The 15203-nt window shown below is 40.3% G+C and carries 8 protein-coding genes; 2 read left to right on the forward strand and 6 right to left on the reverse strand.

The window, feature by feature from the left end:
* Window positions 1-226 precede the first annotated feature (226 nt).
* The 6 genes from CHB62_RS13385 to CHB62_RS13415 all read right to left on the reverse strand — a co-directional run bounded on the left by CHB62_RS13385 (window position 227) and on the right by CHB62_RS13415 (window position 13394).
* The gene (locus tag CHB62_RS13385) at window positions 227-580 is read right to left on the reverse strand and encodes an energy transducer TonB (RefSeq protein ID WP_141240438.1); all 354 of its coding nucleotides are present in this window, start codon (window positions 578-580) and stop codon (window positions 227-229) included.
* A gap of 1230 nt (window positions 581-1810) precedes the next feature.
* Complete coding sequence (locus CHB62_RS13395) at window positions 1811-3241, reverse strand: TolC family protein (RefSeq protein ID WP_089367229.1); 1431 nt, start codon at window positions 3239-3241, stop codon at window positions 1811-1813.
* Window positions 3219-6413: an efflux RND transporter permease subunit gene (locus CHB62_RS13400; RefSeq protein WP_009011277.1), complete on the reverse strand. Its 3195-nt coding sequence runs from the start codon at window positions 6411-6413 to the stop codon at window positions 3219-3221. The genes CHB62_RS13395 and CHB62_RS13400 overlap by 23 nt, the downstream gene beginning before the upstream one ends.
* On the reverse strand, window positions 6414-7493 hold the full coding sequence (locus tag CHB62_RS13405) for an efflux RND transporter periplasmic adaptor subunit (RefSeq protein WP_009011278.1): 1080 nt from the start codon (window positions 7491-7493) through the stop codon (window positions 6414-6416).
* Window positions 7494-8405: 912 nt separating this feature from the next.
* Window positions 8406-10481, reverse strand: coding sequence for a GDSL-type esterase/lipase family protein (locus tag CHB62_RS13410; protein WP_394341630.1), 2076 nt, complete (start codon window positions 10479-10481; stop codon window positions 8406-8408).
* Between the two features lie 723 nt (window positions 10482-11204).
* Complete coding sequence (locus CHB62_RS13415; RefSeq protein ID WP_176414878.1) at window positions 11205-13394, reverse strand: S9 family peptidase; 2190 nt, start codon at window positions 13392-13394, stop codon at window positions 11205-11207.
* 55 nt (window positions 13395-13449) lie between these two features.
* Here CHB62_RS13415 and mnmL point away from each other — a divergent pair, with 55 nt between their 5' ends.
* Together mnmL and CHB62_RS13425 are read left to right on the forward strand one after the other, a co-directional pair.
* Window positions 13450-14361: a tRNA modification radical SAM protein MnmL/YtqA gene (mnmL, locus tag CHB62_RS13420; protein WP_089367232.1), complete on the forward strand. Its 912-nt coding sequence runs from the start codon at window positions 13450-13452 to the stop codon at window positions 14359-14361.
* Window positions 14358-14669, forward strand: coding sequence for a DUF3592 domain-containing protein (locus tag CHB62_RS13425; RefSeq protein ID WP_009011282.1), 312 nt, complete (start codon window positions 14358-14360; stop codon window positions 14667-14669). Before mnmL ends, CHB62_RS13425 begins: the two co-directional genes overlap by 4 nt.
* The last annotated feature ends 534 nt before the right edge of the window (window positions 14670-15203 follow it).

Consider the following 15203-nt stretch of genomic DNA (forward strand, 5'->3'; position numbering starts at 1 on the left):
TCAGAGGGGTGACAGATATTCCTTTCTTTTTATATAGGCTTATGAAATTGTGTGCTTAAGAGAGTAGGCTTGCAACTGGGTTTTAGGACTGACCCATCCTTACTGACCCTTCTTTTCTGCCATATCCCCTATCCTATCCATGGAACTTACACTAAGGCGAATATAATCATAATTCAATCGGACATAAATAAATAAAAGAGATTTAAGATGGGATTCTTTTTATCACTTATTTTCCAAATTCATTATATTTTATGCGCAACAAGAACCTAACAATTACCTTTCTATCGCCCTTTATAGCATTAACGAAACGAATTGCGCCTACACTGTGGATAAGCTCTTCATCAACAGACAGAATATTGGTAGACATTAATACTCGTACATCTTTTATCTTATTGTCTGATACATCATAATCAAACTGAACAACACTCTCTCCCTGTACACCATTTTTATATACATATCCAGCTCTCCTCCATGAGAAATTATGACATATATACTTCTCTACCCTACCTCTGAGGAATACACTTGGGAAATATACTCCAGCGGTATAATCATAATGAATATCGCTATTGGAGATTATCAAAGGGGCTTCTTGTTGTAGATGACTTGTTCTACAACTGATTAAAGAGAAAATAATCAATATTGGGACTATATGTCTTAAGAAACACATTATCTTATTCTTTACTTATCATTTTTCACAAACATGTGGGCAATTTATAAGCATCGTTTAGTGCTATACCTCATAAACTATTTACCAAAATCCTTGTGCGTAGAACCTATAATGTTGCATTATACAAAAGCTTCTTGTCAGATGATAGATTTCTGTATTCAACCCGTATGAAGATATTTATACTACTAACAGTTCACTTATAACATACCCAGTACCTTTAATATACCATATATCAGTGACACACTTGCACCTATCCAGCCTCTTATATACATATATTCACCACCTCCCCCAGAATGATGAGACTTGGCACAAACCCATATCATGATAATGCCTATTACAATATAATTTATTCCTTCTAAAGGACTGTAAAATAATCCAGTAATACCCAAAAGTAGAAGACATAAGAGGATACAAGCAGCAGAAATGGTCGAAGACTTTTTGCTTTGTAATCGTCTTAAACAGTAGAAGAGATAGCAAACCAGACATATCGTCAAAAATCCTGATATACTATAAATGCCCATTACGTCAATCTATTTAGACTTTGATTTATCCACCTTACTGTCCTAATCTTAATTTTCAAACACCTTTAAGACCTACGCTAATGGCGCAGTACTATTCTTCCCCTGCTTACATGTGCTAATATCTTACTTCAAAAGAGACTGAAGAAATCCTTTTCCCTATACCTTTCAAAAGACAATTTAGATTGTAGCTACATCAACAATGCTGTACATTCTCTTCATCAAAATCTTATTGTCAGCTGTAAATCTCAATAGCTACAAACGCAGTGCTTTGTATTATCTTGCAAATACATTATTACTATCAAATCTCATGATAAATTGAAGAATAATTAGTAATAAAGCAGACTACCCCCAATGACAAATATACACTTCTTTATAAACATCGATGAGAGATATAGAAACAAAGCCACACAATGATTATTCATCAATGTAAAGTAACACTATCAGTACCTACAAACCCCTAATTTATTTTTATTTTCTGTTGCTGTCATTTTTAACATTTAGCGTAAAAGCTTCATATCCAATCATATAAACAGGAGTATGTGATGACAGAAATGACAGCAATTTCAAAAAGTCTGTTTGCCTCTCTCTCGCATCTTATGAGCGTTCAACAGACTGATGCAGCTTAGAAGAAACCCCGATAGAGGTCAATAAGCGTTGACAGTTGTCGCAGTTGTGTATCAACAAGTTCTACCTGGCAATCAAGTTGGTCGCGCTCACTATCAAGAACCTCTAAGTAGGTAGCACGATTATAATTGTAGAGTTGTTGAGAGACGGAGACGGCTCTGGTCAAAGCATCATTCTGTTTCTTCTTCAACACTTGGTATTGAGCCAAGTTACGTGCACGGGCTTGCAAAGTAGACATTTCGCTGTAAGCTGTGAGCAAGATCTTATCATAATTATATAAAGCCTCCAATTGTAATGCATTAGCTTGGTCAAAGTTTGCTTGAATAGCTTTCTTATTAATCAGCGGAGCCGTCAATCCCCCCACCACACTGAAGGCTAATGACTTAGGCAGCTGAAGCAAGTATTTAGGATTAAAAGCGTCAAGTCCCAAAGATGCAGAGATATTAAGAGAAGGCAAGAAAGCCTTTCGTGCAGCTTCGACATCCCATTTGGCAGCTCTAAGTTGGTGTTCAGCAGCAACAATGTCAGGCCGATGTAGTAGTAGACTTGCAGGGATTGCTTGCAACGTATTAGGTAATGACTGTTCCATCAAGACATTCTTATTACGCGTAATAGGAGTAGGATATCTACCTAAAAGCAAATTCAGATTGTTCTCTGTCTCAGTGATAGCCTGTCGAAGTTGATACTCTTCAGCAGAAGCCTTAGCCAGTTCAGACTCAAACTTCTCAACAGCTAACTGGGTGTCAGCATCTGCCTCTTTCTGCACACGTGCTATTTGTACAGCTTTCTTCTGTAAAGCAATATACTGCTGCATAATATCCAACTTATTATCAAGTGCCAACAAAGCATAATAGTTCTCAGCCACATCAGCAACGAGTTGGCTCTTTATTGTCCTTTGTCCTTCTTCTGATGCAAGATAACGTTCAACAGCTGCACGTTTCGTACTATTAAGTTGGTTCCATAAATCGACACTCCAATCTAAGTGTAGATTAGGTGCAAAATCAGGAACAACATTTGGCACATTATGTCCTGGCGTAATCTCCGTACCCACATTACCAGCTCCTTCTGCTGTATATCGGCCCGCCTTAGATGCACCGGCAGAAACATTAGCCGTAACTGAAGGCAACATCTGTCCACGCTTCGCCAAGATATTGCTTTTAGCAATGGCCATCTCTTGAAGCGTTATTTTAAGATCTTGGTTATTTGCGAGCGCTGTATCTATCAGTGCACATAGCGTCGGATCTTTAAAGAAGTCGCGCCATAGGGGTATAGCCGTCACTGTATCAGCTGTAGCAACAGGCATAGAAGCCTTTACTGTATCGTTTGGCAATGTTGCTTGTGGAGTCTTACAAGCAACCACGCCCAACAATGATATAAGTGTCATGAGACCATAGGCGAGACACTTGTTATTTCTCTTCTTCATCATCATTCGTTACTTCTTTATGATATCGTTTATCTTTCTCTTCGCTTAAAGGTTTATCCTTTTGATAATGCACAATCTTATCAGCCATTGAAGCAAAGATATAATAAAGACCTGGAATAATAACCAATCCGAACATGGTTCCTATCATCATACCCCCCACAGCTGCTGTTCCAATAGTCTTATTACCAATAGCACCAGCACCAGTAGCAAAGACGAGCGGGATAAGTCCGGCTATAAACGCAATACTGGTCATAAGAATTGGACGGAAACGTGCCACAGCTCCTTCTATAGCAGCTTGTGCAATGGACTGTCCCATATTCTTTCTTTGTACGGAGTATTCCACCATCAACACCGCATTCTTACCCAAGAGTCCGATAAGCATGACCAATGCTATCTGTGCATAGATATTGTTTTCTAACCCACACAGCTTCAACAATAAGAATGCTCCAAACACACCCACTGGTAAGAAGATGATAATTGGCAGTGGGAGTAAGAAGTTCTCATACTGTGCTGCTAAGATTAAGTAGACGAAAACCAAGCACACAATAAAGATGATGATTGCCGTGTTACCTTGATCTACCTCGTCCTTTGATATTCCTGCCCAGTCATAGTCATATCCTTTAGGGAGCGACTGTTGGGCTACCTCACTGATAGCCTTTAATGCCTGACCACTTGAGTAACCAGGTGCCGGAGCACCTGTCACCTCTGAAGAGTTATAGAGATTATGACGTGTAATCTCACTCATACCATAGGTCTTGTTGAGTGACATAAAGTCAGAATAGGGTACCATCTCTCCCGCATCATTCTTTGTATAAAGATGAAGCAGGTCTTCTGGGAAGGCTCTATACTGAGGTGCTGCCTGAACAATAACCTTGTAAGGCTTACCAAACTTGATAAATCCCGTCTGATAATCAGAACCTACTAATATAGAAAGACTGTTGAGAGCCTTACCGGGTTCAACTCCCTTCTGTAATGCCATAGCATCATTGACATTGAGCATATACTGTGGGAAGCTTGCAGAATAGAACGTGAAGGCATTTCCTATCTCTGGACGCTTGTTCAACTGACGGACAAAGTCTTTGCTCACACGCTCCATCTCGTGATAATCATTATTACCTGTCTTATCAAGCAATCGTAGCTCAAAACCACTGGCAGCACCATAACCAGGAATTGAAGGCGGTTCGAAGAAATCAATATTGGCTGTCGTTATCACCTTACATTTATCTTCGAGGTCTTCGATAATCTCCTTTGCTGTACGTTTACGATGCTTCCAGTCCTTTAAGTTAATAAGACAACTACCAGAGTTAGCACTTGTTCCTTCAGAGAGAATCTCAAATCCTGCAAGTGAAGAAACACTCTCTACTCCTTCCTCTTTCTCCGCTATTGCTAACAACTGACGAGCAACCTCATTTGTTCGTTCAATAGTTGAGCCCGGTGGTGTCTCAATGACTGCGTAAATCATTCCTTGGTCTTCTTGTGGAATGAAGCCTGATGGGAGCCCGAGATTTACCCAATAAGCAAGACCGCAGAAAACGAGAACAGCTATCATCGTGAAAGCCTTATGCTTCACAGTATGTTGTAAGACATGTGCATACTTCTTACTACCAACATTAAACTGAGCATTGAAGCGTTGCAATAATCTACCTATAAATCCTAACTTGACATGATTCTCTTGCTCCTTTGTGAGGATGAGCGCACAGAGAGCAGGCGTCAAGGTCAGTGCCACAAAACCTGAGAAGAGAATGCTGGATGCCATCGTTATAGAGAACTGACGATAGAACATACCTTCTGGGCCACCCATGAATGCCACTGGAATAAACACGGAAGCCATAACAAGAGAGATGGCAATAATAGCACCACTAATCTCTTTCATTGCTTTCTCCGTTGCTTCAACAGGTGTCAGTTTATTGCGCGATATCTCTACATTCACGGCTTCTATCACCACAATAGCATCATCAACAACAATACCAATCGCCATTACAAGGGCAAACAACGATATCATGTTGAGTGTGATATTGAACACAAGCATCGCAATGAAACTACCCAATAAGGACACTGGGACCGCCATAATCGGTATTACAGCCGAACGCCAATCACCCAAGAAGACGAACACAACAAGGGCTACAAGTATGAAGGCTTCAAACAATGTATGGACTACCTTATCTATACTTGCGTCAAGGAAGCGACTTATGTCATAACTATACTCATAATGCATACCCTTTGGCATGTCTTTCTGAAGGCGAGTCATCACCTGCTTGACTTGCTTTATGACGTTGCTTGCATTACTTCCGTATGCTTGTTTCAACGTCACAGCTGCTGACGGACGACCATTGAGCGTTGAATAGATATCATAGACTTCACTGCCAAGATGTATGTCGGCAATATCTTTCAATCGAACGGCTTGACCGTTCGCATTACTTTTGATGATGATATTCCCATACTCTTCTGCAGTGGTGTAACGGCCTGGATATTTCAAGACAAACTCCTTCACCTGTGGACGTATACCGCCACTCTCACCTAACTTACCTGGTGAGACCTCTATGTTCTGGTCTTCCAACGCATCACTGACATCATCCGTTGACAAGCCGTATGCTACCATCTTATCTGGATGCAACCATACACGCATAGCATAACTACGAGTACCAAGAATATCAAGGTCGCCCACTCCATCTACACGCAACAGCTCTGGAGAGATGTTGATATCAAAGTAGTTGAATAAGAAATCTTGGTTTACACTTGGATCATCGCTATAGAGATTAATGTACATAAGGATGTTTGGTTCCTCACGTGAGATTTTAACACCCTCTCGTATGACCTCAGGCGGCAACTTATTCGTAGCTGCTGAAACACGGTTTTGTACGTTTACGGCATCTACATTAGGGTCAGTACCTAATTTGAAGACGACGTTTATCTCTGCTTCACCATCGTTTCCAGCATCGCTCTCTATATATTTCATACCAGGAACACCATTCAAGGCTTGCTCCAATGGTATAATCACTGACTTAATCAACAACTCATTGTTTGCTCCTGGATAATCAGCAACTACGTTTACCTTAGGTGGTGAGATAGAAGGGAACTGCGTAATCGGAAGATTAAACAAAGACAGAACACCAATAAAAGCAATGACCAGTGCTACCACAATAGATAGAACCGGTCGACGAATAAATATCTTGAACATTTATTGAATAGCGATTTCGTTTGACTTTATTGATTGTCGTGGTGTCACGAAGCGAGTATGCACGTGGTCGCCATCATTCACTTTCTGTATACCATCAATTAGATAATGGTCTGACGCTGTAAGGCCTGATGAGATGACATAGACTCCTGTCAACTCAGCTGAAATCTGTATCTGGCGTTGATGAGCAACGTTATTCTTATCAACGACGAACACATACTTGCGGTCTTGCAACTCGTAGACAGCTTCTTGTGGGATAACGATAGCATTCTTCTTCTGTACAAGTAGCTGTACAGTTCCCGACTGTCCGTTACGTAGTAAGCCTTGTGGATTAGCAAAGAGCGAACGAACAGATATCGTTCCTGTCGCATTATCGAATTGTCCTGATATGTCTTTTATGCTTCCTCTGGCTGGGAAGGTACTGCCATTGGCCAACAGCAACTTCAAAGGTAACTGCATATAAAGTTGTGGATGTTGCTGTAAGTCTAAGTAATCGCTTTCTGAGATGTTAAAATAAACCTGCATCTTAGAGTTATCTGACAGTGTTGTCAACAAATCATCTTGCTGAATGAAACTACCAACCTTCTGTGGTATTCTTCCTAAAACACCACTAAAAGGTGCTCGAATAATAGATAAACGTTTGTGTAAAACGGCGAGTTTGTAATCGGCTGTTGCTGACTGGTACTTTGCTTTGGCCATTCGACGCGCGTTGGGAGATACGATATTGTTCTCTGTAAGCCGACTTGTGTTTTGCAAATCTATCTCAGCTTGTTCCTGCGCAGACTTTGCTTTCGCAATCTCTTCGTCTTCTCCTACTATAGCAATACGAAACAAAGGCTGTCCGGCACGTACCATCTGGCCCTCATCTACGTATATCTGCTGTAGTATTCCTTCTTGCTGTGAGCGCACCTCAATGTTTCTTAATGACTGAATGTTAGCCACATAGCTTTGAGGAAGACTAATATTAGTTACCATTGGAGTTGTTGCTGTGAAGACAGCCTTCGTATTCTCTTCTGTTTTTTTAGAATGACAACTCCATAAAAGGATAGAAAGTAAAGAAAGAAAACAAATTCTCCGTACCATAATCTATTATCTATTGTCCCGTTTTAACTAATCTGCAAAAGTACTATAAAATATTTATTCACGCAATAATAATTTGTGATAAAAGTATTCTCCATAGATAAAAATATTCTTTCCAACGACCTTCTCACAATTTCGGAAGCCTCTTTCTTACGGGAGGTCAATACCTTTATTAATCTTACACACAAATTAGAAGAACAAAAGTCTTACCTTGAAAAAACAGTATATGCCATACCTTCTGCTCTTCTCGGTATCTTCATCGGAATTTATCGCTTGCTTCTCCACTTTTTGAAAGAGCCTATATAATCGTAAAATATCTTTACATAGCATTGAGGTAAATACGCTTAATGTAGGGGTGTATCACCTCTTAAACGCAAGACTATAACATGCAATAAATCAACCTATTACAAACATAGTTATAAAAGACGCCCCTCTTGCTTCAAGAAGAGCGTCTTCTACACCCAAGAAGGGCATGTTCTCGAACAAAGAAGAGCCTTTTCTTTTATCATTCTTGGCCTCTTCTCAAATGGAGAGAGAAATGATTATCAATAATTATTTACAATATCTTCTTACACGTTTAGCCTTTCTTCGTCTTTTATCAGTAATCTTATAGGGATGTCTCAGCCATTTTTCTAACAGAACGTCACAGACTTGTGTCTCACAGGTTAAGCCACACAGAGGTCTGTTCAAGTATGAGATAGCACAGAGTTACAGTCAATATTGGCGAAAGTGCCCTGCACTCTCTGTATGCCTATCGCCCTTCTTGAGTTCTCCCCATGTACAAAAAGAGACTAAAATCGCTGTGTACTCTATGAGAAATGAAACACCCAAGTGCTTTTGCGAGTAGCCCTATAAGGGTTACCTCACTCGTCACACTCCTCTCTGTGAGTGAGGAGAGAAACATGATTGAGATATTTACCGTCTAATCTTCCATTGGAATGTACTACATGGCAAACCAACTTCATTCACAAGGTTGGCACGTGTGAAAGGTTGCCAACCATACCGAACTGAGACAGGACGAGATACAGAAGAGGACTTAACGAGAACTGTGTTAGCCGACGTTATCTGGGCTTCTGCAGGATAGTAGACGCCATCTGCTCCTGCTACTTCAAACCCAATAAGATGGTTACCATGAGCTGACAACGACCGTGCATGCGTAAATTGCAGTTCAAGACCATCGTCTTTTACGGATACAGAATGGCAGACAGGACCCTCAGACTCTATCTTGTAAGCATAACTATGGTTCAATGCTTGTAGGGCAAGACGCTCACCAACAGGCTGCTTATTTGTGTAATGAACATCTAAAGAGTCGCCTAAGTCGGTTGTCACCACCATCCACGTGTTACGTAACTTTGACGCCATACGTCGTTGAGAGTCACGGAAACGAGGCCAAGAAGGACGATTCAGACTTGAAAGCTGAACGAAATAGAATGGTAGTTCTGGGTTATGGAAGAAACTACGCCAACTCTTCTCCAACAATGGGAAGAGACGTTCGTGTAGCTCCATATTATGTGCATTCGACTCACCTTGGTACCATATAACACCATTGATACCATAACCTTTCAAAGGGAGTAGTCCTGTCTCGAACATATAGGCAGGTGAATAGGGGTGGCGCTGCAGCGGGTTCTTACTCAACTTGACATTCTGCAAGGCACGTTCACGTGCCCATTTCATACCGAAATCGCTGTGATACCAATCATGAAGGATGGAAGGCACATGCTGTTCTAATGTATGGCGATCAATCCATGACTCCGTGGTCGTACCACCAACAGCATTACAAATGATGCCAACAGGCACTTGTAGACTATCAGCCAATTTCTTACCGAAATGATAAGCCACAGCAGAGAAGCCACTCAAAGACGCTCGTGTACAATTACTCCAAGGACCGACACGTAGATACTGATGCCGATTGACAGAGTCGCAAGCACCTACCGACCATGAAACAGAGGTTGTTGGATAGATAGCAGACATATTAAACAGATGTAAACGTGTCTGTTTCTCTGCTTCGTTGAGGTCTTGTTCTCTACTCTGTACAGCACTCACTGGCAACTCCATATTCGACTGTCCTGAACAAAGCCATACCTCTCCTACGTATATGTCTTTAATCGTCAGCTTCTGTTTCTTTGTACTTATCACAGCCTTATAAGGGCCACCAGCCTCTTGTTTAGGGAATGAAACCTTCCACTTCCCTGCCCCATCAGCCAAAGCCGAGAGCGTATGACCATTGAAAGCGACCTTAACTGCTTCGCCTGTGTTAGCTATTCCACGGAAAACAATAGGTTTGTTGCGCTGAACAACCATGCCATCCGTGTACAACGGTGAGACAGCAAGACCACCATAGTTACCTGTCAGTGCACCATAGACAGCCTCAGCAATAATCTTTGCACCCTCTGCATTAGGATGAATAGCATCTGCAAGAAGGTCAGGACGACTATATAAAGGTGTGTTCAAGTCGATGAGTGGGAGTCCTGTGGCCTTAGCCACCTGACGAATATGGCGTTGTATCTGGTCGTACCAATCACGTGTACTACTCTCAAAACGTGGATGTCGATCAAAGATAGGCGTCATCTGACAAAGCCAAATCTTTGCTTTCGGATTAGCCTGACGGAAGCTATCAATCAAACGGATATAGTCTGCATTGAACTCTTCACTATATTCTGGCCAATTTCGTGGGTCTGTATCATTGAGCCCAAGATGGATAACAACCAAGTCTGCCTTAAAGTCCAAAGCCTCTTGATACTCTTTTTGGTCAATATATGGACGATGTCCGTGACTCAACAACGTTGCTCCAGAGTGCCCAAAGTTCTTGACTTCATACAGGTTTCCCAACATCTGCTGTAGCTGGGAGGGGTAACAATTCTTCTCCCTATCGGTAATCGTTAAGCCCCAAGTAACACTGTTGCCTACACATGCCACCTTAATTCTTTCTCCTGCAACGGCGGTTAAGACAGTTAAGAACAAACCTAATACTAAGAGAATCCTTTGTTTCATCATCATGTATATTTGTAGTAATGATAGATTTTGATTTTTACTTTAAAGTAAAGACGAAAGTATGTCTTTGCAAAGTTAACGATAAATTATGAATAAAAGGGATACTATAATTAATAAAAAGAGCCATCACGAGTATTTTATCACACAAAGAAGAAAACTATACGGAAGAATTATTAAGTCAGTTTCTTACCCAAATAACGCAAAAAACCTTTATCATTCTAACTTTGAATGACGTATATCCACATCGTTACTAAACACTAAAGAAAACCCTTAAAAACAAGAAAACAGACGCTTTGAAGCCTTTGGAAAGAAATTAAAAGAACATGTGTTCGCACACATCTAATTGATGAAAAAATAATCTACTAAAAGTTTGCAGAAGCCGTAAAATTACTATATCTTTGTGTCTGTTATCCTGAAAACAATCTTTTACCTTTAAAGACTAATACCTATTGAGTAATAAAGCGATTTCCTGTGAAGGCCATCGCTTTTCTTTTTTTATATACCTTATTGATAATAGTAGATATCTTTACAATACCCATCTACCGTAATACACTTACGACCATCCCATACTTTAGTGGTTAATAAATACAAGCATACAGTTGCAATAGACTTAATGAACCCGAACAAGTAGGGGCAATATAGCAAGAAACCCCAAGAGTCTGTTACAACTCCCAGGGTTTCTATCAACCAAAATCAAGAACATTCGTCTATAGAAAGTATCTATTACAAATTATTGATGAACCACTCAGCGACCTGTCTTAATAGATGGTTACGTGTGTTTCCACCATAGATACCATGATTACGATTTGTATATAGATTCTCCTTAAAATCCTTGTCGGCTTGTACTAAGGCTTCAGAATACTCAAATGTGTTCTGTGGATGAACATTATCGTCTGCTAAGCCATGACATATCAAAAGCTTTCCATGAAGCTTCTCAGCACGATTAATAGGATTTATGGCGTATCCTTCAGCATTTTCTTGTGGTGTACGCATATAACGCTCAGTATAAACTGAATCATAATAACGCCAGTTTGTTGGTGGAGCGATGGCCACACCAGCCTTGAAAACATTACGTCCTTCGCTCATACTCATCAATGTATTGAAGCCACCGAAGCTCCAACCCCATATTCCTATACGTGAAGCATCAACGTAACTCTGCTTGCCCAACCACAAAGCTGCCTCTGCTTGATCCTTTGACTCTAAGTCGCCAAGTCTCAGATAAGTACACTTCTCGAACGCTGCACCACGTGCACCAGTGCCACGTCCATCTACTGTTACAACAATATAACCCTTTTGTGTCAAGTAGTAGTCGAACATTGCACCGCTACCCATAGACCCTACGCTCCAGTTGTCGACAACTTGTTGACTGCCAGGACCGCTATACTGATGCATAATAACAGGATACTTCTTTGTTGCATCGAAGTTAGCAGGCTTCACCATCCAGCCATTGAGTTTCACACCCTCAGAGGTTGTAAACGTAAAGAACTCAACTCCTGTGTTGCCATACTTAGCCAACTTAGCCTGCAACTCATCATTATTGAGGACCTCACGCACTTGCTTTCCCTTGTTATCATAGATGGCAAACACGTATGGATGATTGCTATCACTCCATGTGTTGAGGAAATACTTATAATCACCAGAGAATGATGCTACATTCCAACCAGCACGAGCAGAAAGACAAGTCAACTTCCCTGACTTATCAGCAACATATATCTCACGCTGCATTGGCTTACGTGCTGCTGCTTGGAAATAGGTATTACCTGTCTTTGCATCATACCCGTAAATCTCTGTTACATCATAATTGCCTTTATCAATCTGGCGTATAAGCTTGCCATTCTTATCATATAAATAAAGGTGCATATAGCCATCACGGTCAGAAGGAACAAGGATATAATCCTTCATAATACTTATTCCTTCCATCGCTTCTTCCTTAACATACTTAGGTACACTCTCCTTTATCAGTAACTTACAAGTACCTGTAAGCGGATTAGCAGCATAGAGATTTAGCTCGTCCTGATGACGATTCATTGTATAGACAATGATTCTATTGGCATCGAAAGTTGTCTTAATACGTGGAATATAACCATCGGCAGCCAATGGTAAATCGTATTTACGTACAGCGCCATCGGTCAAATTGTAAGACCAAGCGCTCACCTTTGAGTTTGCCTCACCTGCCTTTGGATATTTATAGCTGTAGTCACCAGGATAGATATCAAACATCTCAAAAGTAGGATGAGAACCTTTATAGAACTGGAGGGTAAAACTCTTTACCTCGCTCTCATCATATTTGATCCAACTTAACGTCTTACTATCCGCACTCCAAGCTAAGGCATTATTAAAGCCAAACTCCTCTTCGTTCACCCAATCAGGTAGACCGTTGATTATCTTATTAAATTCACCATCGGTAGTAACTTGCTTCACATTCTCACCATCCGTTATATAGATATTGTTCTGATGGACATAAGCAATCTGACGACCATCAGGTGAGAAGGTAGGAATCTGCTCAGAGCCATCCTTTGACAATTTCTTCAACTGCTTCGTCTTAACATCATAGAGATAGAAATCGGCTGTAAACGAACGACGATAGATACGATTAGTATTCGTCTGTAATAATAGTCGACTGCCATCTGTCGAGATCTGATAGTCATCAAATGAACTTAACTGAACCCCCTTGGCATCAGCAAGATCAAAGATAACCCCTGTAGCATTACCAGTCTTAAAAGAATACTTTACCACTTGACGCCCATCAGACGAGATTTGAGCATATTCTGAGGTCCCCTCTAAAGGATTAACACCAGAGATGCGCTTAGTTGCAAAAGCACCATTAGTAATGTCTTTCAAAGAGATAGGTTCCCCAGCTATCAACTGAAGTGCACTTAGCACCGATAAACACATAAGTAATATTCGTTTCATAAATTCAAGTTTTAACAGCACAAAAATATAAAATAATCTGTATATTTGCAAACGAATGGAACAATATTATTGCGACTTTGGGAGTTGGCTGCGTACCCAGTTCCCTTATAAGGTACAAAAGATTTCGGTTAACGCTGGCTTTACCTGCCCTAATCGGGATGGGAGAATTGGACATGGTGGTTGTATCTATTGCAACAACCAAACGTTTAATCCAGCCTATTGTGACAATGGTAAAAGTGTTACTCAACAACTTGAAGATGGTAAAAGGTTCTTCTCTAACAAGTATCCTGATATGAAGTATCTTGCTTATTTCCAAGCTTATACAAACACATACGGAACTAATGAACATATCAAAACACTTTATGAAGAAGCTCTTGCAGTAGAGGATGTTGTCGGACTTGTCATCGGTACACGGCCTGACTGCATCAATAACGATTTGTTAGACTACTTTGAAGAACTTAACCATCGAACGTTTCTTATCGTTGAATATGGTGTGGAAACCTGCAATGATGCGACTTTACGACTCGTGAATCGTGGTCACGACTTTGCTTGTGCACGTAAAGCTATTGAGGAGACTGCCCAACGTGGTATTCGTGTTGGAGCACATATCATCCTTGGTCTGCCTGGCGAGGATGCCGAAGAAAGCCTCAGACAAGCACCAATCATCTCTTCTCTCCCGTTAACAACACTGAAAATTCATCAGTTACAAATTATCTGCGGCACTCGTCTTGCAAAGATGTACGCCGAAAAACCATTCCATCTCTATACGATTGAAGAGTATATCAAACTCATTGCAGATTACATTAGCCTTCTCAGATCCGACCTTGTTCTTGAACGTTTCGTCAGTCAGAGTCCTCCAGAACTGCTCATTGCACCGAAATGGGGACTGAAGAATTATGAGTTTACACATCGTCTTCATAACTATATGAAAGAATGTCTGAATAATAAAGATCTATTATATAAATGAAAAGAAGTCATAAACTTTCAATTGTCTATATTGTTATCTTACTCACAGGATTGTCTTTGTGGCAATTATGGAAGAGCAGTAGAATAATTGAAGACCCTGCTTATACCAAAGGTGTAGTTAATGAACTATATAAAGTTCGCGCTACTCCTTACTTTTCTTATTTATATACTATCGATGAGAAAACCTACAAAGGGAATGGTAAACGATATGGAGAATATGAAAGCCTACAAATTGGTGACACTATTACCGTCTATTATCAAAAAAGTAACCCTAACAATAGTGAAGCCTATATAAGGAAGAACAAATAACAAGATCCAGCCTATAGGGCATCAAATATCTACCCTGTACCGATAGATACAATAAATGGAAACGCCAAATGAAAGGTTTTTGCTATATTCTTTGAGGCATACTTGCGTATAACTGTGCACTTGTTTACAGCAAAAAGAAAGAGGACTTAAAGAACTAAGAACAATCAAACTAATGAATAAACTTAGCAAAGGTATATTAATTTCAACTTTAACCGTTATCTATATCCTTGGGGTTAGCTTTGTACAAGAAACCTTTAGGAATGGGCACGATGTAGGGACTGGTATTCTATACCTTTATAGCTCCTTGCTCTTTGTCATTAGTTTTATCGTTTCATTCTCAGTATATGGAATAAGCAGAAAAAGGAAATATACATTTCTTATAATTGCCCTATCATCCCTACTCTACTACATTTATCTTTGGATGGAACAAACAAATATGCGTGAATTCAACAAGCAAGTGCAAATTTACTTAATTAGTTCGTAAAAGCAGTCCTGTGGTGTTTTAAAATCTAATTTCTTTCTTGGTCTCATGTT

Origin of the sequence: Prevotella jejuni, from assembly GCF_900187995.1 — a bacterium.
GTDB lineage: Bacteria > Bacteroidota > Bacteroidia > Bacteroidales > Bacteroidaceae > Prevotella > Prevotella jejuni.

What these genes read in the sequence shown, in the direction of transcription:
- CHB62_RS13395 (WP_089367229.1), bottom strand. Translation starts at nt 3,241, where the DNA reads ATGATGATGAAGAAGAGAAATAACAAGTGTCTCGCCTATGGTCTCATG.
- CHB62_RS13400 (WP_009011277.1), bottom strand. Translation starts at nt 6,413, where the DNA reads ATGTTCAAGATATTTATTCGTCGACCGGTTCTATCTATTGTGGTAGCA.
- CHB62_RS13405 (WP_009011278.1), bottom strand. Translation starts at nt 7,493, where the DNA reads ATGGTACGGAGAATTTGTTTTCTTTCTTTACTTTCTATCCTTTTATGG.
- CHB62_RS13410 (WP_394341630.1), bottom strand. Translation starts at nt 10,481, where the DNA reads ATGAAACAAAGGATTCTCTTAGTATTAGGTTTGTTCTTAACTGTCTTA.
- CHB62_RS13415 (WP_176414878.1), bottom strand. Translation starts at nt 13,394, where the DNA reads ATGAAACGAATATTACTTATGTGTTTATCGGTGCTAAGTGCACTTCAG.
- mnmL (WP_089367232.1), top strand. Translation starts at nt 13,450, where the DNA reads ATGGAACAATATTATTGCGACTTTGGGAGTTGGCTGCGTACCCAGTTC.
- CHB62_RS13425 (WP_009011282.1), top strand. Translation starts at nt 14,358, where the DNA reads ATGAAAAGAAGTCATAAACTTTCAATTGTCTATATTGTTATCTTACTC.